Origin of the sequence: Actinoallomurus acaciae (assembly GCF_042429965.1) — a bacterium.
In the GTDB taxonomy this organism is placed as follows: Bacteria; Actinomycetota; Actinomycetes; order Streptosporangiales; family Streptosporangiaceae; genus Actinoallomurus; species Actinoallomurus acaciae.
Genome location: NZ_JBHLZP010000009.1, coordinates 25538 through 45602 on the forward strand (window position 1 = coordinate 25538; position 20065 = coordinate 45602).

The 20065-nt window shown below is 64.4% G+C and carries 12 protein-coding genes and 1 pseudogene; 10 read left to right on the top strand and 3 right to left on the bottom strand.

Annotated features, from left to right (window positions below; translation table 11 throughout):
- Positions 1-2 precede the first annotated feature (2 nt).
- From ACFFNX_RS02930 to ACFFNX_RS02940, 3 genes are all read right to left on the bottom strand, one after another.
- The gene (locus ACFFNX_RS02930; protein WP_378194607.1) at positions 3-497 is read right to left on the bottom strand and encodes a hypothetical protein; all 495 of its coding nucleotides are present in this window, start codon (positions 495-497) and stop codon (positions 3-5) included.
- Between the two features lie 427 nt (positions 498-924).
- Positions 925-2496, bottom strand: coding sequence for an AfsR/SARP family transcriptional regulator (locus ACFFNX_RS02935; protein WP_378194611.1), 1572 nt, complete (start codon positions 2494-2496; stop codon positions 925-927).
- 914 nt (positions 2497-3410) lie between these two features.
- Positions 3411-3776 carry a hypothetical protein gene (locus tag ACFFNX_RS02940; RefSeq protein WP_378194614.1) on the bottom strand — a complete coding sequence of 122 codons (366 nt, stop codon included), beginning with the start codon at positions 3774-3776 and terminating at the stop codon, positions 3411-3413.
- Between the two features lie 60 nt (positions 3777-3836).
- On the opposite strand from ACFFNX_RS02940, the gene ACFFNX_RS02945 reads away from it, so the two are divergent.
- The 10 genes and pseudogenes from ACFFNX_RS02945 to ACFFNX_RS02990 form a co-directional block, all read left to right on the top strand.
- Entirely contained in the window at positions 3837-4469 is a 633-nt protein-coding gene (locus ACFFNX_RS02945) for a helix-turn-helix transcriptional regulator (RefSeq protein ID WP_378194617.1), read from the top strand.
- Positions 4470-4514: 45 nt separating this feature from the next.
- Complete coding sequence (locus tag ACFFNX_RS02950; protein WP_378194620.1) at positions 4515-6311, top strand: alpha/beta hydrolase family protein; 1797 nt, start codon at positions 4515-4517, stop codon at positions 6309-6311.
- Positions 6312-6618: 307 nt separating this feature from the next.
- On the top strand, positions 6619-11823 hold the full coding sequence (locus ACFFNX_RS02955; RefSeq protein ID WP_378194623.1) for an NACHT domain-containing protein: 5205 nt from the start codon (positions 6619-6621) through the stop codon (positions 11821-11823).
- On the top strand, positions 11820-12986 hold the full coding sequence (locus ACFFNX_RS02960) for a hypothetical protein (RefSeq protein WP_378194626.1): 1167 nt from the start codon (positions 11820-11822) through the stop codon (positions 12984-12986). The genes ACFFNX_RS02955 and ACFFNX_RS02960 overlap by 4 nt, the downstream gene beginning before the upstream one ends.
- 286 nt (positions 12987-13272) lie before the next feature.
- On the top strand, positions 13273-13521 hold the full coding sequence (locus tag ACFFNX_RS02965) for a hypothetical protein (protein WP_378194629.1): 249 nt from the start codon (positions 13273-13275) through the stop codon (positions 13519-13521).
- A 1013-nt stretch (positions 13522-14534) separates the two neighbouring features.
- Entirely contained in the window at positions 14535-14909 is a 375-nt protein-coding gene (locus ACFFNX_RS02970; RefSeq protein WP_378194632.1) for a hypothetical protein, read from the top strand.
- Positions 14910-14914: 5 nt separating this feature from the next.
- Positions 14915-16957, top strand: coding sequence for a DEAD/DEAH box helicase family protein (locus ACFFNX_RS02975; RefSeq protein ID WP_378194642.1), 2043 nt, complete (start codon positions 14915-14917; stop codon positions 16955-16957).
- Positions 16950-19109 (top strand): hypothetical protein, encoded by a 2160-nt coding sequence (locus ACFFNX_RS02980; RefSeq protein ID WP_378194636.1) that lies wholly within the window; start codon positions 16950-16952, stop codon positions 19107-19109. The genes ACFFNX_RS02975 and ACFFNX_RS02980 overlap by 8 nt, the downstream gene beginning before the upstream one ends.
- Positions 19110-19348: 239 nt before the next feature.
- Positions 19349-19582: a transposase gene (locus ACFFNX_RS02985; protein ID WP_378194645.1), complete on the top strand. Its 234-nt coding sequence runs from the start codon at positions 19349-19351 to the stop codon at positions 19580-19582.
- 185 nt (positions 19583-19767) lie between these two features.
- Positions 19768-20001: pseudogene (locus tag ACFFNX_RS02990) on the top strand (transposase); the annotation flags it as partial.
- Positions 20002-20065: the final 64 nt, after the last annotated feature.

Consider the following 20065-nt stretch of genomic DNA (forward strand, 5'->3'; position numbering starts at 1 on the left):
GATCAGGACGCTGGGTGAGCTTTACGGTTTTTCCAGTCCTGCTCCGCCCAGCGGATTGCATTGACCGCGCATGCAGCACGTTCGGCAAAGATTGAAGGTCGCGCCTCTTCGTCTCTGATCGCATCGAACGACAGACGCGCACCGACGCGACCGTCTATAGCGAAGACGTAACCCTCGTACTCCCACTGGTAGTACACATCCACCGACTGGCCAGCACTTTGGATCGTCTGGATGTGCTCCAAGCCGTCCGTGAAGGACGTGTCGCTCTCGACGCCACGGGAAAGGACATCGTCCATGCATTCGCACCATACGACGGAGGGGAAGCGCTCTCGCACCTCATCGAGATCGGACACGAATCCGGAGCACTGGGCACCACGCTTCGCGGACACGCATGGCACGAACTCAGCCATCCGGTCGCAGCTTTGTGTGTGGGCTTCTGGCAACAGGTCAGGCGCATCGACGATGACGAGCAGTTCCCGAGTAACCTCGTTCGACATTCCCCACCCCCGCGATCACTTCCCTTTCGCTACTTCTATTCGACCACATAAGCTCACGCTTGGGAGCCCCCCGGACAGCAAAGATTCCAGCGTTTTCCCAGGTCAGAGCCATTGCATTTCATGCAGACAGACACACGTGAGCGGCAACGAGAGAACGAAATAGGTTGACAGCATGTTGAATCGAATTTGAGGAGAAGTGAATTAGTTGGGTATTAGGGTGTCGAAAGACAGCAGCCGTCGGCGGCATCGGCCGGAACATCTGGCAAGGACTCTTCATCACCCCGTGTGTCGCGACGGCCATCCGGCAGGCTCGGGGCGTCTATGACTAGGGCGAATGCACAGGTCGACGTCACCGACTCTAAGCAGGTGATCGAGCCGGTGGGTCGTCCGATAGGGCGGCCGATGACGCCACGAGGATGCTCGACCGTCAGTTCATCGAGTCACCGGCTGCCATCGCACGCAATAGCTCGCTGGTCTCAGCGCTTGGCTTTTCGCCAAGGCGAGCAAGTCGCTCAGTGAGCGCCTCGTAGGTGATTCTAACGTCATCCATGCGATGGAGTCGCTGGTAGATCCGCATGATGCGGCGATCGGCCTCTTCGCTCCACGGCATTATCTCGCGAGCGCCTTCCAGCATCGTGATCGCCATCGCCGGATTCTGCTGCTCCTGCAGCGAGGCGGCCCCTTCGAACGCAGCAAGGGCCTTACGGCGGACATCATGCCGGAACGTCTCGGCCCATAGACCGTCACCTACGTGAACGAACTCACCGCGGTAGAGCTCGACCGCTCGCCGATAGTGAGCCAGACGTTCGGCGTTATCCGATGCGGACCGGCCGGCGATCACAGCAGCGTTGAAGTCCCACAGATCGACGCTCAACACGTTCTCATCGAGCCTGTAGCGGTTCATGCGGAGAAGCACGAACTTCTCCTGAGGCTTATCGCTCGCGGCTCTTAGTGCGCATCGTAGGTGATAGACAGCGTCGGTGAACCGCTTACGGGCGCTCATCAGGGGTTCACTCGGCCACAGATCCTCGATGATGGCCTCTGCTGTGGCGCCGTCCGGGTGACAGGCGAGGTACGTTGCGACTTCCCATGAGAATCGGCGTTCCATGAGGCCCGGCAGTTCGTCGCCATCAGCCTGGATGGCTTCCGGGCCGAGGATCAGCAGACGCAACCCTGTCGTCGCCTCCGTCGCGGTCCGCGTCGCCTCTGCACCGCTGGGCGGCGTATCGGTGTTCGCCCCGACCGTCTCAGGCAACGCGCGAGGGAATGACGCCTCGGTCACTTCCGGTGGGATCGTCGCAAGGTATGAGCCGGTCAGCTCCTCAGCATTCGGCGGAGCGGAGAGGATCCTTCCGTCGTCGTCAACAGTGAGAGACAAGCCGTAGGGCCAATATCCGAGCAATACGCCGTGGACTCCGTATCGGTCGGCGCTTCGGAACAAGGAGCGAAGCCGGACTTGCTGGGCGTCGGCTTTCGCGCATAGCCAGATCTGGCGTCCGTCGTTCTCCGGTCCGCCGTCTTCTTCGTTTCTGATCCGTTCGAGCGACGCGGCGTGCACGAGACCGATCGCCTCGTCGAGCGTGGCCGCCTGCGTCGCGTGCTCGGGAGGGGCGCCCTCCCCGTACAGCTCTCGCGCGCAGTCGGCGGTGATGATGACGGTGTGACGGCTCGACGCGGTCAGGGCCCTCAGCGCTGCACGTACGACACCGGTGCCGCACACCCCGATCACGCCTCCAGCAGACGCCACATTCACAGCGATCGACCCCGCACAGGACCAGCCCTGGATGGGTTCGCCGGGGTCCGGTCGCACCTCGGGGCGTCGGACTATCTCATCTGTGGCATCGGCAACGACCTCTTCTACGTCCGGTGCACGGCGGATGGGCCTCAGTCGTGAAAGCCGGCCCACGTGCCGCGCGAGAGCCGAAAAGCGACCGGCGCTGAGCACGAGCATCGAGATCGCGAGCATCAACAGAACCGCGACTGCCAGCGGAAGCCGCATCGGCTTTTCCGTACGGCGCCTCAGGGACAACGACGATGACACGACCGCAGGCCGGGAAGCGTCGAAGCGCGGCGGTGATACTTGCCTGGCAATACTGGGGTCCGGTGACGGCTCCGGGCGAGGGCGGTGAGAAGGTCGCGGATCTACGCTTCTGGACGGGGAGATCGGGGCGTGGGTCGAGACATGCTGCGGAGTCAGCGGCCTCGTACGAGGCGTACGCACTCCGGTCGCGCCGGGATGCCTCCTGCCGGCCGTCGCCTCTCGGTGCGCTCTGAAAGTGGATTTTGGGGCATGTCGTACGCGCTGACGCAGTGTCGCGCGGGGACCACCGGACCGCACGATGTGCGCTTCATTTGATCCGGCGTAATGGGGAAGCCATGGGCTGATCTCCCGGCAGACCATCTGCGCGTACGCCTGACCCTCCGGAGGGATCCCGTCAGGCACGCAGCCGACGCCGGACGGTCGGCTGACTGACGTCGTGTGCGCGATCTCCTCGACACGTTGCTGCGGCTGTGGCGCCCCCGCCAACAACGCCGAGCAGACGAGGACAGCCAATGACGGAAGCCGCCTCGCGACCTTCACCTCACGATCTCTGGTGGCCATGCGCCTTACCCCCCGATGTACGCGGCCATGTGCCGGGCTTTCGCCAGTCAAGGCAACTGGGTGTCTGACCTGCAGAGAAGAGGGAGCACGCCGCAGTGATGGGTTCTCATCACCGTCGCGGCCAGAACCGCCTTCCGTCGACTCACCGAGCGGTACGCAGCACGCCGACGGTCATCGCTTCTCAAGGCCCACGGCTCAAGGCCATCCGTTCATGCCGTCGCACACAGGTCACAGATGACTACGATGCGCGCATGTACGATGACTAAAAGTTGTTAGTGAGGTGATCGCATCAGCACTCGGCACTCGGCCTGTCATGGCAAATCGACGCACTTCGACACCTTGGTCCAATTCGCAAGGATCGAAGGAGTCGGCGAATGAGCTCCTGGGAGCCAGGCGGGGTCCAGCGGCTCTTCGAAGGCCTGGTCAGAGACGATGTTCTGGCCGTGTTCGAGAAGCTTGTCACCGCCGATGGGTGCCCCGCGTCGGAGGCCGAGCAGTTCGTCGGCGGTCCCGAGATGCTCCAGGAACTGCTCGATTGCGGGATGGCTCACGTCGGCTCGGCGAGCCCGAATCCGCCTCACTTCGTACCGGCGCCGCCCGAGATGGCGCTTCAGGGGGTTCTGCGAAAAAGGCAACAGCGACTGCTCGCCGACTGCGAGCTGCTCATGGAAGGCCACGGTCGCTTCTCGCGCATCGATCGCACGCGACCGCAGTCTGGCGAGTTCCGCCACAGGCTGGTGGAGATCGTCACGGACCGCGCGGAGATCACCCGCCTGTCGCACGCGCTGGTCAACATCGCACAAGACGACTGGATGAGCCTAGAGAACCCTCGGCTTGAGACACCGCTGGACGACGCGACCGGTTACAGCCCACCACCGGCGTTCGAGCGAAGCCTGCGATGCCGGGCGATCTATGAGGCCTCCCTGCTGGACAACACCATCGGAAGGCGCACCGTCGAGGAGGCGATACGACACGGCGAGGAGGCACGCCTTCTCCCCCGGATCAGCATGAAGTTGAAGCTCGCCGACGAGTCGGTGGCCATGCTCCCGCTCACGCCTACCGGAATGGAAGGCGCGATGGTCATTCGCTCGGCGGTCGTCGCGGGTGCGCTCCGCGAGTACTTCGAGCTGCTGTGGGAGCGCGCGATGCCCGTGGACACACGGCCGGAGTCGAACACGGGACTGCCCCCGGTCGAAGAGCGCATCCTTCCGCTGCTCGCCCAGGGACTGACCGATGAGGCCATCGCGAACCGGCTGAAGGTGAGCCTGCCGACGGTGCAACGGCGGCTCGCCAACCTGAAGAAACGTCTCGCCGTCGACACACGCATCGCCATCGTCGTGGCGGCCATGCGCCGCGGCTGGATCCAATGACCCCGCGCACCGGCCGGGCCGGCGCGCCAATCCCCCGGGACAGTGATGCTCGACCTGACAGCCTTCGTCCCCAAAGCCCGATTCCAGCCAGGCGTCGCTCTCTCGCCTGACGCCACCAAGGTCGCCTACTCCAGCAACGTCTCCAGCCACTACGGGCTGTGGATCGCCCCCGTACACGGAGGGGAACCACGGTGTCTCGTGGAGTTCCCCGACCAGGCCGTACGCCAGATCGCATGGGCGCCCGACGGCCGGTCCCTCGTCTTCATGGCCGACCGCGACGGCGACGAGCAGTACCAGATCTACCGAATCCCGGCCGCCGGCGGCACACCCGAGAAACTCTCCGCAGCCGACAACCGCCAGTACCGACTCGCCGCCGACCCGTACGACCCGAACGGCCGCTACCTGATCTACGCCGCAAACGACCGCGACGAGACCGTCCAAGACCTCATCATCCGCGACCTCCACGACGGCCGGGAACACCGCCACATCCCCGTCGGAAAAGCCTCCTACCAAGCCGGCCGCATCTCCCCGGACGGCCGCTGGCTGGTGGTGGAGGGCTTCAACTCCAACATCGACTCTGACTGTTACCTCATCGACCTCGCAAAACCGGACGCCGAGCCGGTGAAGGTGACGGACGGGAGCGCCCACTTCGACCCCGTCGGCTGGACCCCAGACTCGCGCGCCTTCTACCTGCTCACCACCGTCTGGGGCGAGTTCATCGTCGGCGCTCGCTACTCGCTGGATGACCAGAGCCTGCGACCCGCCGTCACCGCCGACTGGGACATCGAGACCGTACGGGAGGCCGGCGAAACGCTGCTGTGGATCGTCAACGAGAACGGCCGATCGGTGCTCAACGTCCGACGAGGAGACAACGCGTCGACCCAGCCGCCGCTCCCGCCCGGCGTCATCAACGCGATTGACCTCTCCAGCGACGGAAAGATCACCGCCCTTCACCTCGAAACTGCGACACGCCCGGCCGAGATCGCCGTCCTCGACCTGGCCGGCGGCGACCTCACCTACCTCACCGACAGCCGCCCACCCGCGCTGGCCACCATCGAGCCCATCGAACCGCAGACGGTCACCTTCACCGCACGAGACGGCCGAGACGTACACGGACTGCTGTACCGCCCGCACGGGGAGGGCCCCTTCCCCGTCGTCATATGGATCCACGGCGGCCCCGAGGCCCAAGAGCGCTTCACCTACGAACGATCGGGCCTCTACCAGTACCTGCTGAATCACGGAATCGCGATCTACGCACCCAACGCCGCCGGCTCGACCGGGTACGGAGTCACCTTCCGCACCCTGATCTATCGAGACTGGGGCGGCATCGACCTTCGCGACTTCGAGGACGCCACGGCCTACATCTCGTCGCTGAACTGGATCGACTCCGGCCGCCTCGCCGTGGCCGGCGCGTCGTACGGCGGATTCGGCACGCTTTCCTGCCTGACCCGGCTACCCGACCTTTGGACCGCCGGAATATCGCTGTACGGCCCATCCAACCTGGTCACCCTCGCCGCCGCCTGCCCACCCACCTGGCGAGCCTTCGTCAATATCGTCCTCGGCGACCCTGTAGCCGATGCGCAGTTCCTGACCGAGCACTCACCCATCACGTACGTCGACCGGCTCACCGCTCCCCTGCTGGCCATCCAGGGCGCCCGCGATCCCCGCGTCCCCCAAGACGAGGCCGACCAACTCGTCGACAAGCTCCGCGGCCGCAACGTCGATGTCCACTACATCGTCTACCAGGACGAAGGCCACGGCTTCACCAACCGCAACAACGAGATCGCGGCCTACAAGCAGGTCGGTGACTTCCTCATCAACCGCCTCACACCAGAGACCTGAAGCGCGACATGAGCCCAGCGCCAAGAGTGGCTGAGACGAGCTGATCACCGGCACTCTGCTGGGACACCCACGCCAAACCGAAGGTGGCTTCGCACTTCGGCTGGTCATCCACATCTCGGACTCGCAGAGCACAGTGCCGGTCTGCGGCATGAGCGGATGCTGATGCCGTCTTAAATCCTTACCGCCTGACCTGCTCGGTGGGACACAACTCTGTCGGTCCCGCGTGCCATCATCGAGCCAGCCGAGCACGACGGGGACCCCCTTTCGGTACCCAACTTGCCGGACTGGGACCAGTTCGAGGACACGCATGGACCTGAGGGCGACACACTACGGCTACGCATACCAAGACCTCATCACCGGCATTGCCCTCGTCGACCTGATGCTAGGCACCGCCGGAAAAATTACGGTCGACACCAAGGGGTTTCCCGGTGACCGGTTCGATGACCTGACTATCAGCTACAAAACCGGTCGGCGGGTCCGCATTCAGATCAAGCACACGAGTCTCGACCGCAAGCTCTCGAAGGACAGCTTCTCCGGAAACAGACGGAGTCTCCGGCTCGACTTGCTGTACGGCGATCTTCTGTGCGACCTGGAGCAGCACCCTGGCACTACGTACCGGGTCATCGTCCGCGACGGCGACCCGGATGAGGACCTCGCCGCCGTGCTAAAAGCCATCAACGCGGCATACGACCCCGGCGACCCGCTACCGGGCGTCGCCACCCGCAGGTTCAAGTTCGACCCGACGGCCCTCCAGGAAAGGGAACCCTGGAAGACGCGTCTTACCGGACTCACTGAAGTGCAGATCCGCACGGCATGCGAGTACCTCACGATCGACACCAGCGCCCCGGCCTCGACGCTCGACTTCTCCGCGCCCGGTCCCGCTGAGCGCGCGCTCCTGCGTCGCGTTGTCGAAGAGCTCGGCGCTGGCCGCACCCCCAACACCAACATCCCACCCAAATACGCGGCGCTCGCCTTGACGCACGCAGCCACCGGCGCCCGAGCACGCGACGGGAACGTCGCACAGGAACGCGTTCTACCCCAAGTCGGGCTCACTACTGACTTCGGTGCCGTCGCCGAAGGACACCCTATCGAAACGACCGTCGTCGTGCCCCGGGCCAGCGCTGCCGCCGAAGTGCGCATGCATGTCGACACCGTCGTCTCCGCCGGTGGCCGCGTCGTTGTCACCGGCGAGCCCGGCGTTGGCAAGTCCTGGCTGTGCGAACAACTCGCAGACGCCTACCGCGACGAAGACTGGATTGTTGCCCGGCACCACTGCTGGCTCGGTGCCACCGACATCAACCGAGAGGAACGCGTCCTCACCGACGTTGTCATCGGAAGCCTTCTGCGGCAGCTCGAACAAGTCGTACCCGATGCCACCACAAACCTCCGGCCCAGGTTCGCCGCTACCCCGGAAGCGCTCACAGCCGCGGTCCAGGCATGCCGCGACACGCACCCCGAGCGGAGCGTACTTCTCATCGTCGACGGTCTCGACCACGTCGACCGAGTCCTAGGCCGGCGTACCAGCCAGCAGATGGACCCCTCCCGCCTACTGGTCGAACAGCTTGCCGCCATCGACCTCCCGCCTGGCGTATGCATGCTCATCGCCAGCCAACCCGGTGCCCACCTCGCCAACGCAGCACCCGCGACCTCCGGTCCCGTCCAGATGCCCCGCATGTCGTGGGAGGAGATCCGCACCCTCGCGACCACGCATGAGCTACTCACGCAACCCGGAGGGAACGAGCCGCTCGATGACGATGACGATGACGAACATGTGATCGTCGACCTAATCCACGACCGCTCCGGCGGCAACGCGCTATACGCCACCTACCTCTGCCGGTACGCGACCCGCACCTCGCCGCTCGACGACGACGAAGCCCCGGGCACAGTCAACGACATCATTCACCGGCTGACGCTTGTCCCCGACACGGCCACCGACGTCGACGCGTACTACGAGTACTTGCTCGGCGCGATGACCCCGGACCAGTTGTTCGCCATCGGCACCCTCGCGGTGTGCGACTTCGCGCTGTCCGCCAACGAGCTCGGCGAATTGCTTCCCCAGATGCTGAAGCCGATTCTGGGACCCGCTCTCAAGACGCTCGCACCCGTGCTGAACTCGCAACCCGGCCTCGGTGGCCTGCGCATCCATCACGAAAGCTTTAGCCGGCACATCCTGCGCGACCAGGACGACGAGTGGGTCGCGTCCATCCGTGAAAGCGCGGCCGCATGGCTCGCGGCTCGCGGGTTCTTCACCGACGCGCGGGCGTTCCGACACCTTCCCGAACTCCTCGCGCACCTGGACCAGTACGACAAGCTGAAGGAGCTTATCCAGCCGGGGTTCGTCGCCGAAGCCATCCGCGCGTTCCAACCACCGGAGGCGCTTCAGCGGGTCGTCGGGATCGTCGCCCGCGAAAGCGAAGCACGGCTCGATTGGCCAACGCTGATCACCTGCGTCGAGACCCGCAAGTCGATCGACACCTACGAGACTGAGTCGCTGACCGACTCGATTGTCGAGTACGCGGACGTCGTGGTGGACGTCGTCGGCGCCGACGTCGTAGCCGAGCGACTTATATATGAGGGACGGCCCACGTTCCCATCACGGTGGGGGCTCCGCCTCTGTGAGTCCGTGGACCGAGCCGGGGCTGCGGCCCCGTGGAAGGCGTACATCGACGCCCGAGAGTCCGAATCGAAACGCGAACGCTCCACCTACAGCTCCGACGACGACGGCACCCTCCACCTCGCCATCCAGCTGGGTGCGCTCCGCCTCCGCAACCAGCGTGGTGACATCCCGCCGAACCTGGCCGAACAGGTTGCCGAGAACCTCGAACTCAACCACAAAGCGTCCCTCGAAGACCTCGTCGAAGTCTTCACCACCGGTCTCCCGGCAGGGGCCATGCCCGATGTCGCCGCCGCGATGACTGATCCCGACAAGGCCGCCCGAATCTACCTGAAACTCGCCGACCTCGCCGCAGCCGGGACACCCGGCCTACCCGACCCAGCTGACCTCGCCCGGCAGGCGTGGACGCTTGCGCCGACACTCGACATCGTCGGGTACCTGAACCACAGCATCCCGGCCGCTGATGTCCTCGCAGGGCTGGGAACCACCGACCTCGAAGCGGACGTACAGGCCGCCACCGACGCCGTGCTCGGCGGTCGTCCTGCCGACGTCCAACGGTGGCTTTCGCTCCTCACACTCGCCCACGCTCTCGACCGGACCATCTCGCTTAAGTACGCCGGCCAGCTCGCCGGCGTAGGCTTCTATCGCGCCTGGCTGCGGTACGCTGCGGCGACCATCGGCAGCGCAGACGACGTCGCCTCCGGCGTCACCACGCCCGAAGCTGCCTCCACGGCCGTCCTGGTCGCGCTCGCAGACCTCGCAGCAGAAGCACATCCGTTCACCGGAGACCCGCGAGCGTGCGACCTATATTTCATTCACTCACTCATCCACAAGGTCATCGAGAACTCACTCGTAGTCGTCCAACCCAGCGACCTCGACGCGGTCCTCGCCCGCCTCGTCACCATCAGCGACGACACCACCACCACGACCAACTTCGGACTGCCTGAGAACGGGCCCCTTGTAACCAACGAGCTCCTCGAAATCCTGTCTCGCGTCTCCGACCACATCGGAGTCGACGCCATCCACGCTCTGATGAGGGTCATCCGGAGCCGACGCCGCGACACCAACACCCAATACAGCGTCACCGCCAACTTCGAACTCGCAACGGCCCGCATCTGCGTCGCCGCCAGCGCGAAAGATGAAGCCGACGAATGTTGGCGCCGCGCCTGCCTGCTCCTCGCAAGCTACGGCGGCCACAAAGACCCCACCCTCTCCGAAATCATCGAGAGCATCTACGACATCGCGGACGTCGACATCGACACCGCACGCACATGCCTGGACAGGCTCGTCGATCTCGTCTACTTGGTACGGCAACACACCGACGGCCGAGACACCTCACACTACGTAGACCGGTGGTGGGAGAAGGCCGCAACCATTGATCCGACCGCTGCTGGCATCGGCGGCGCAGACACTCTCCTCACCGAGGTCGGGTTCGAAGACAGGCGCGCGTACACCGCACACACTCGCCTGCTCGAAACCCAGGTCATGACAGCGGACCCCATCGTCCTGGCGGCCCTACGCCTCACCGTCGGGACGGACTGGCGTCGTCCGACCACCGATCTCCAACTCCTCACCCGGCTTGAGGATGAGCTCGACAAGAGCCCGCAGACAAACATGATGCTCGCCATCGTTGCGAACAACGTCGCGGCAACCTACGACGATCAGCCGATGCTGTACTCCAGCGACCAACCCAAGTCCCTGGTGACACCGGAACTTATCGATGCAGTCGTCCGGCTGGGTGGCGCGGCTTTCCCGGCCCGGACGCCGCGCCCGGAGCAGGAGCGGAACAGCGCATGGGCCTCCACCCCGAAGCCCGACCCGCTGGAGATACAGAAGCGGCTCATAAACGACCAGCGCCCCGTCGTCCCCGAAGGCCGGACCGGTGCGATACTCGCGGCACGCGAGTTCGAGATCCAGCGGTATCGGGACGACGCGGCCCCGACATGGGACCTTGACGCGGTCACGAACGCCATCGGGTGGCGCATTATCGAAGCGACCCTAACCTATGGGGCAGAGACGGGTATCAGGCTAGTTGACGACGTCGCCCTTGAGGTGGCCCGGTATTCCGACAATAAGCTGTTCGCTGATCTTGGCGAGGGCCTCGCCGCCCGCTGCGAGAGCACCCACGACTCGTTGAAGACGGTCGCGAGCTACTGCCTGACGCTCGCCTACATCCGGATCCGTGGCGGAGGAGGCTGGCGCACATTCGCCGGACGAGAACGCGTACACCTGTGGACCACCGCACACGCGCTGGACTCGGTTACCGCGGAGACGACGCTGGCGGCGGCGATCGCCGAGACGGTCGATTCTGATGCGCAGCACACGTACGGAGTGACGCAGGCCGTGGTCGCAGCGTTCGCTTCGACGCCGACCTGCGCGCCGGGTGGTACGGCGGTTCAGTGCTGGGAGGCTGCGTTCCCGATCATCCAACACCGGCTACCAGGGATCGCGGAACGGGGCGGCCACACGTACCGGCCGACCGAGACCCCCGACTCGCAGGACGCACTGGATATTGCGTTGGCGACACTTGCGTTGGCGACGATCGCTCAGCCGCTGCGCGCGGACCTGCGGCAGACGCTCGTCGCCACCACACTGCTGGTGATGTGCCGCCCGAGAATTGGGCAGGCGGCACTCGTTCACGTACTGAGGACAAGGCTGGATGCAGGCCGGACCACATGGCTGTTGGACGTCATACGCGCCTGCCTGCCGATTGGTGAGATGACTGATGAAATGGCGGCAGAGTTGACGCGACTGGCAGGGACGGATTGGTTGTCGGTCCGTGTGCTCGCGGACCAGATCCTGGATGCACATGAGCGTCCGGCTCCGCACCCGCCGGCGACCGAACCGGCCCCGAAGGTGCGTGCCGCATTCCACGCTCTGATGAAGAAGCGCGAATGACATCGGCGACACCCGAAGAGCGGGCTAACGGCCTCGTGACCCTGTTTCTCGATGACCGCATCGAGAAAGCGAACGAGCCCCCGGGACTGCGTGAAGCAATCGTCGACCGGCTTGTCGGGCAGGTCGACGACATCGGGAAACGCTCCCAGGAACAGGTCAACTATCTGCGGTCACCGTCGGCTCAACGAATCCCGAACGCTTACCTTGCGGACGAAGAAGTCGTCGAGAACGAGCTGCAGGCCTGTGCTGCCGGCATCCGGACCGCAAGAGCGCTCGAAGGAGTCCTATCAGACCCCCGACGCTTCGAACACATCCTCGCACAACGCTTGGCACCGAATATGCGATGGGCGCTGCGCAGCGAAGCATCAAGGGTTCCGCGGCCCCCAACCCGAGCCAGTGTGCTCGACTGGTCGTTGACACCCGTCCCGTGGGTCGAAGACGACGCTGAGTGGCCCCCCGCTGGCGGAGTCGCCCTCGCGAATGTACGGCAACTCACCGGTGCAGACGGCGAGCCGGCACGCGTCAGCGAGGAGCCCTACCAAGGATGGGTCCAGCTCGGCATGCTCGAGCGGCAAGCGACACTCGCCACCCGCTACCCCGACGTCCCAGCCCGGCAAATACTCATCGCAACCGGACTCGAGGCGTGCGACGGACCGCCACCTGTGAATAGCATGCCGCTCTCCTCCGCCGCCCCGGATCCGTGGGCCGTCCGCTACGAACACATCGCACCACGTCTCGACGCCGAAAATGCCCGCATCGCTATCAGCTCCGCCCGAGGGCCCCTCGCCTCACTCATCGACTACGAGGGCCAACCGGGCTCCCCAGCGCGTGAGCGCGGAGTTGGACTCGAACCCTTCACGCTCATCCCCCGGATCGAAGTCATTGCTCTCCTCGGGCTTCGCCCCGAAGCGCCAGCACTACGTCACGTCCTCGTCGACGACAACGGCGCAGCAATCGTCGGTCGGCAATGGCGCGGCTTCCTCATCCACGACGGCAACTACAGTCCACTCGAACCAGCCATCCACGGAGCCGACCTCCTCCTCCGCCCTGACCTTTACGGCACCCTCGTAAACACCGCTGGCAAGGACCGACTTACCCTCGGTATGACCGTCCACCATTTCGAGCATGCGCCATCACTCAGCGCACCGAAAGGCGAGGATTGAAAATCCGCCAGCGTCTCGACGGTCCCGTCCTGTCTGACAAACAGCGGGCATCGTCTGGCGTGGTTGGGTTTGGTGATCGTTTGTGGTGTCGTGGTGAGTAGAACGAGGCAGCCTGGGCTCAGGTCGAGCCGTTGCTGCCTGATGGTGATGGGCGGGTCGGTGGTGGCGGAATCACCGGCAGGTGATCAACGGATCTTATGGCGGTTACGGGCCTGCTCGCCGTGGCGGGACATTCCCGAGCGGTGCGGGCTCTGACAGACCTGTTATGAGCGGTACAAACGCTGGGATGAAGACGGCACCTGAGTCCGGTTGCTGGAACACATGCAGGTCAAGGACGACTCAGCTCGTCGACGAGACCACCCGCCGCTTCGGAGAGCCACTCGGGCAGCTACTCGAACAACTGCCCGTCGCGGTTCAGGCCGTCGGTGTGCTGAAAGACGACGGGCTGCGCCAGGCCCAAGCCGTCGGGAGGACCCGCGATCAGGCGGTAATCGAGCGGGACGCCACGCTCGCCCAACGGGCTGAAGCCGAGTAGGCCCGCCGTACGGTCCGTCGGTGAGCGAGACGAGACGGTGGCGGCCCGTGATGTCGCGCTGGAGCGCGCCGAGACCGCCCCCGATGCCGAAGACAGCCTCATCGCGGACAAACACCACACCCGCGTCATTGTTAAGAACGTCCCCGCCGGCTGATCACACCCCCTGGCAGACCCGCACGCTGGCGTACCTCCACGTGTAATGGGCATCGGGAGCGACGTACAGGCTCGCTCGCGGTGCGAGCACGCACTTCAGTACATGACGTCGGTGATCAGGTTCGCCGCCCGGATTGTTGGGACGAGTTCCTCCAGTCGACAAACTTGTTCGTGGGGCACTGCTGCGATGTCGCGAGCTTGCCGCAGCTCAGGCCTACCTCCGGGAAGATCAGGCTGGTCCCAGACTGCTCGGCGATTTCCCACGGGTGCTTGGCCAGCAAGGCTATGCTCTCGCCTTGCCAGCCCTGGAAGGTCAGTTCCGCGGCGTCTGTGCAGTCATCGACGGGCGGGAGCGCGACTTTGCGCGATACTCCGTCACGGAAGGCTCGGCGGCATGCGGCTGAGCAACTGCAGCACCTATGCGATTACGCTGACCTGACGCCCGCCGTCCGGGGCTGAGAACATCCCGCGGCTGCTCCTGATCGTGGCTGTGCGTGTCTGCAGTGACCGTTTTGGGTCGGGGCGCCCGCTCCCCGCCTTCTTTCATTCTGATAACGCAGGATGCGTACGCCGCTCAATGCAACGAGAATGTACTCCGCCAACTTGGTGGCGGGAGAGGTCGCATTGCCGATACAGGAGTGTTGCTAGTGGATCCGTGGTATCCACGGATGGCCGATATCCCCGGCATCCGATTCGCGGGCAGCCCCGGAGTCAAGCGAGCTCGGCTGCCCGACGCTCGGGTACGGCCTCGCACGAAGGACGGTTACCTTTCCTGGCCGACCCCGCAAGGAACGACGTCAGCGTCACCGGCACACCAAAGGGCGTTCGCGGACGTCACATCCAAGGATCGGGACGGCCTTGTGCGCTGGGTCTGGGAAGGCGTCGAAGTTCCAGGAGAACCATCCGACTACCACTTCCTGATACAGCAGGCAGTGGAGCAGTTGTGGTCACGTCGTCGCGACGATCTTGAGGCCTTGCGGTTCGTTGAGACCTTCGCCTACCTAGATCTGACGTTAATCGAAGCCGCCCCACAGGCCGTGGCGCTCGACGAGCGCGACCTCACAAAGGGGTTTGTGCACATCACGACCCTGGATCGGCTGCTGACCCTACTTGAACGCGAAGGTGCCCTGCGTGATGCCTTAGCGATTTGCCGGCGAGCAGAACGCTTCGGTGAGCGATACCGGCGCGAGGACCTGAACGCCAAGGTCGCCGCGCTTGAGGAGGAGCGAACTTGAGCGGGGTGCGGCTAGTCGATGTGATACGCGGTGAGTCGTTTCTTGAAGATTCGTTCATCCGGTGGGTCCTCACCGCTGCCGCCAGCGCAGGGATCGCCTCGCACGTGACAGGGCAGCACCCGGTGACGGTTGGAGATCGCCGGTATCGGCTGGACTTCCTGCTTGCGGGTTCGCGGCTGCGTGTCGCGGTCGAACTTGATGGGTTCGCCTACCACAGCAGCAGAGCTTCGTTCATCTATGACCGGATACGGCAAAACGATCTCGCCGGTCTCGGCTACGTCGTTCTGCGATTCTCCTATGAAGCGATCCGTGATGACACATCCCGCTGCGTGGCGCAACTGCAGACGGTCCTGCGAAGCGACCCGGCTCTGGCGTCCTACCTCATCGCTGATCCGATCGTTGCCGTCCCAGACGACATGATGCCGAACCCGCTGGGCCTGATTACGGCACCTCGGCGCCCGTCCGCGGCGCCAGCGGACTATTTCGATCTTGTCCGCCAGCGCCTCGACATGCGCCCGCTGCGGGAGTGTCAGCGTGAGGCGATGATCGCCCTGGCGAATTACTACCGCCGGGGCGGGCTCAACGCGGCATGCGTACTGTCGGTCGGTGCGGGAAAGACGGCTCTGGGCGTGGCCGCAGCCCTGGCATTCACCCGGCGGCGGGTCTTGATCGTCACTCCAGGACGTGTCATCAGAGGCACGTTTGCGACCGCGCTGGACCCTGACTCGGCGGGCAACACCCTCTACACGCTACCGGAAGGCCCGCTGATTCCTGGCTGCCGACCGCCAAGAACTGTCGTACTCGATAGCGACGATGAGCCAATCCGGGCGGTGAGCCGAGACACACTCCTCGCCGCTGACGTGATCGTCACGAACTTCCACTCGCTTGGTACGGGAATCGAGGGTGGTCTGCTCGGCAAACTCGGGCCGGACGACATCGATCTCATCGTGGTTGACGAGGCTCATATTGCTGCGGCCGACTCGTACCAGCGGCTCTTCGCGCATTTCTCGCTGGCCAGACGCTTGCTTATGTCCGCGTGCTTCAGCCGCGCCGACGGCAAGCGCATCGAAGCCGACGTGGTCTACCGTTACCGCCTGATCGATTCAATCGCCGATGGTCATGCCAAGCACGTGCGCATCCGCCGCTTCAGTCCGCGAGTCGAACAGACCGAATATGAACTGGTCTGGCCCGACGGCACGCGTGAGCAGATCGTCGGCAAAGACGCGCTGCTGGAGGTCATGCAGGACGAACGCAAACTCGCGCGTGTCACCGCAACCTCTGAAGAGCCGATTCACCGGGTCATGCAGATCGTTCGACGAAGCCTGGACCATCAGGCCACCGCGCTATCGCCGGTCCGTCCCAGGGCGCTGTTCGCGGCGATCGGGCAACGTCATGCCGAACAGATTTCCCGGATCGCCAACGCTCACGGTATCGCCTGCGCGACCTTGCACCACTCGATGAGCGACTCGGCGATCGCCGCCACGCGGGCGCGATTCGAAGCCGAGTCCGGCAACCTCCAGGCCATCGTGCAGTTGAGAATGCTCGGACAAGGCTATGACCTGCCCCCGATCAGTGTGGTCGTGCCGGTTCGGCCCTATGGCAGCTTCGGCGAGTTCTACCAATTCCTCGGCCGGGGAATCCGGGTCATTCATCACCCGGCACTGGCTTCACGCGGTGAGAAGCAACAACTCCACGTCGTCCACCACGGCGAACTCGGCCTAGACCAACACCTCGAGACACTGCGCGTCGAAAACGACATGGATCCACACCCCACGGATGCCGATGACTTCGGCGATGCTCCCACCCCCGACGCCTCGGTCGCCCGCACTGGTTCTGGAGCCGCGGTCGGCCGACCCAACACGGTCGTTCTCACCGAGCAGGGCGATATCCATCAGCAATTCCTCCACGACATCAATCGAGTGGAGGCGCGCCGTGAGGAACGAGAGATGCATGCTTTCGCCCAGCGTTACGCCGTCTATGTAGCCTCCACACCGAACCCACGACCGTTCGAGGACTTTGTCGCCGTCATCCGGGCCACCCATGGCTGACCTCAGCTTCGCCACCGCGATCACAGCCGCGGCCCCCGAGCAGCTTCTCCACATCGAAGACGAAGCCGGCTACAGCGGCCTCTTCAGCGACGTCGACGATCTAGCTGGCGCCCTGATCGCAGCGGCACTATCCGGAAACAAGATCATCAGCATTACGCCCGGGCCGCGCGGGCAGAAGAACCGCGATCTGCTCACCTTCGCGATGGTCGCCGAACCCCAACGCGCGTTCATCGACAAGAGCTTCTCACTGTCTGCTCAGCAAGCCCGCGGTGCCTGGTTTCTGCCCGAACAGGCATCACTGAAGCCCGTCACCATGAATATGCCCGCCTACCTACAGCACCATCCGATGCACGCGATCACCGCCGCGGGCCACGATGTTGCCCGCCTGCACCTGGCTTCGACGCCGGATGCACTGGCGACGTGGGCGCTGTTCATCGCACTGTTCGACACGCTGATGGCGCCGATCACCGAACGTGCAGCTGGCTCTGTGCAGTCAGCCGAAACGCAGCAGCAGACCTGGAATGCGATCTTGGACGCCTATCGGCGCCTGGGAATCCAGATCGACCCTGCCATCTCGCTGTTCGCCTACCGTGGCGGATGGACCAGTCTTGACCGCAACGGCCAGATTCAGGCGCGAGTAGCACTCCTGGATCGCCTCACGAATCACGACCCACGACAAATCGCCGCGCGGTTTCGCGCTGATCGAATAAGAACACTGGCCGCCAAAACCGTTAAAAAGTCCCGATCCGGGACTCCGCTCGCCCGGCAAGTGCTAACACGATCCCTGCAACCGACATTGGCCGCCTACTTCGGCGGGGACTGGCTGGCTTTCCTGGACTACCTCCAGCTTCCCCCCAACGCCAACGAAGAGATCGTCACCGCTCTGCCTAAACCAAAGCTCTATGTCGGTGGATCGGCCAAAGCGGCTACTGCCGCCGCAGAGCACGGGCTGGAGGTCGAGGACGTGCAAGCGATGCTGGCCGCCTTCACCGGCCAAGGCGGCCCCGTTTCACCCGTAGAGCGACGCGTCGAGGTGTTGACGAGATGGTGGAATCAGTTCGACACCATCCATGCTCGGCAAGCCACCGGGATGCCCTCGCTGTGGGGGCTAGTCGAGGATGGTCTTTACAGCATCGGATACGGGCCGGGGCCGGTCCCACGGCTGTACCGAAAGCTTCTTACCCCAGAACTCGTCAGCGAGGTGAACGAACTCTGGGACGGCATCACCCTGCCGCGCTGGCCAGAGACGATCGTCAGCGAGCCATACCCGCACAAACTCATGGCCGAAACGCTCGGTCCCGCGCTCACCTTCTGGCACGGTGTCGCCCTCACCGCATGGTATGTCTGCGAAGGCCCCTCCTCACGAACACCGCTGACCGGCCTAGGCAGTTACCATGAGCGCGACCTCACCGCCCTCGCCGACGCGAAAACCCCCATTCACCCAAGCCTGTTCGACGAGCTCGCACAGGCCGAGCGCTACCTCGGGCCGCCCGAGGACCTCGAGTCCTACACCCACGAACTGCCGTTGCCGGATGGACACATCGGCATCCGGGTCACCGGAGGCGGACAGCGCCGCGCCGGATTTGAGATCCTTCGAGACATCATCACCCGTCACCGCCGCGGATGGACCCGACGCTACCTAGCCGAGTACCTGTATTACCGCTGGAATCACGAGCTCACCACCGCCGCCCGGGAACTGCACCGCTTCCTCGCGGCCAAAGGCAAGGCACCTACGTTCCGGCAGTTCGCCCGGTTCGCGACACCTGCCGCGAACCACTGGTTCAACGGAGACCTCACCGCGCTATACACGGCGGTCGGGGAGAAGGCGCCCGCTGTTACGCGCCGCGTCGACCTTCTCCCCATCGATGCGCACGATTTCGTCGACGCCGTATACGCCCGGCTCGGCGGTCAGCGCTATGACGAGCTCCTCCGCATCACCGACTTCCCCGCCGCTAACCGTTTCCGCCAACAATCTCGGCTGGCGGCCGCCAGCGTCTACTTCCTGCAAATCGCCGAAGCGCTGGGCAGAATCCCCGAGGCCGCCGAATTCGGCGCCAACCGGTTCGAATGGGAATGGGCGGGAGGTCTTGACAAGGGTTGGCCTATTTATCAGCACACTATTGAACAGATACTCACTAAGACACACGATTGATGACAACGTTAATCAGCACCATGGGGCATTCCCGTCCTGCTCACGACTCGGCTCACCAGAACCGGATGTAGGCCGTGTTTTGAAGTCGGGTTTGTCTGGGGTGCGGCGCTTCCTGATCGTTTAGCAGTGAGGCCTCCGGTAGGTGGTTCAGCGACCAAGCAGAACCTGTAACCGGTGGCCTCGTGGCCACCCTAGCGGTGACGAGGCGGTTCGACCTGAGTGATGCGCAGTGAGCGCGGCTGGAGCCGTTGCTACCCGCGGCTAAGAGGCCAGGCCGGTCGTCGAGGTGGACGAAGCGGCAGTTGGTCGATGGGATCCGATGGCGGGTGCGGGTTGGCGCGCCGTGGCGGGGTGTGCCGAAATGCTATGGCTCCTGGCAGGCGGTGTATGGGTTGTTCCGCGGATGGCAGCGTTCCGGCGTGTGGGAGCGGATCGTTGGTGGCCTGCAGGCCGCGCAGATATGGCTGGGTTGATCATCTGGGATGTGAGCGTGGACTCCACGATCGTCCGGGCGCATCAGCATGCCGCCGGGGCCCGCACGGGTTGCGTCCACGGACGTGGTGTATGGGTTTCCGCTGGCAGAAGGCGTGGCGTCGTGAATTGAGACGGCCATCGCGTGATCCTTCGAGATGGATGATCAACGAAGGGGAACAACGCGATGGCCGTGGGTAACAGTGTGGACCCTGCAAGCTGGTTCGCCGAGCAGATCGGTGCGTGTGAGCCGGATCTGCTGCGGTCGATGGTCAAGACGATGGCCGAAGCGCTCATGTCGGCCGAAGCCGATGCGATGTGCGGTGCTGGCTACGGCGAACGCTCCGAGGGCCGTGTCAACAGCCGTAACGGGTATCGGGAACGAGACTGGGACACCCGCGCGGGGACCGTGGCTGTTGCTTTTTGAGCACGGTCTTCTGGAGTGGTAGATCCGGTGGTCTGGGTGATCGTTGGATGGGCGGGTG

Coding starts and splice junctions, on each gene's coding strand:
- ACFFNX_RS02930 (WP_378194607.1), bottom strand. CDS start 497: ATGTCGAACGAGGTTACTCGGGAACTGCTCGTCATCGTCGATGCGCCT.
- ACFFNX_RS02955 (WP_378194623.1), top strand. CDS start 6,619: ATGGACCTGAGGGCGACACACTACGGCTACGCATACCAAGACCTCATC.
- ACFFNX_RS02935 (WP_378194611.1), bottom strand. CDS start 2,496: ATGCGGCTTCCGCTGGCAGTCGCGGTTCTGTTGATGCTCGCGATCTCG.
- ACFFNX_RS02960 (WP_378194626.1), top strand. CDS start 11,820: ATGACATCGGCGACACCCGAAGAGCGGGCTAACGGCCTCGTGACCCTG.
- ACFFNX_RS02980 (WP_378194636.1), top strand. CDS start 16,950: ATGGCTGACCTCAGCTTCGCCACCGCGATCACAGCCGCGGCCCCCGAG.
- ACFFNX_RS02965 (WP_378194629.1), top strand. CDS start 13,273: ATGAAGACGGCACCTGAGTCCGGTTGCTGGAACACATGCAGGTCAAGG.
- ACFFNX_RS02950 (WP_378194620.1), top strand. CDS start 4,515: ATGCTCGACCTGACAGCCTTCGTCCCCAAAGCCCGATTCCAGCCAGGC.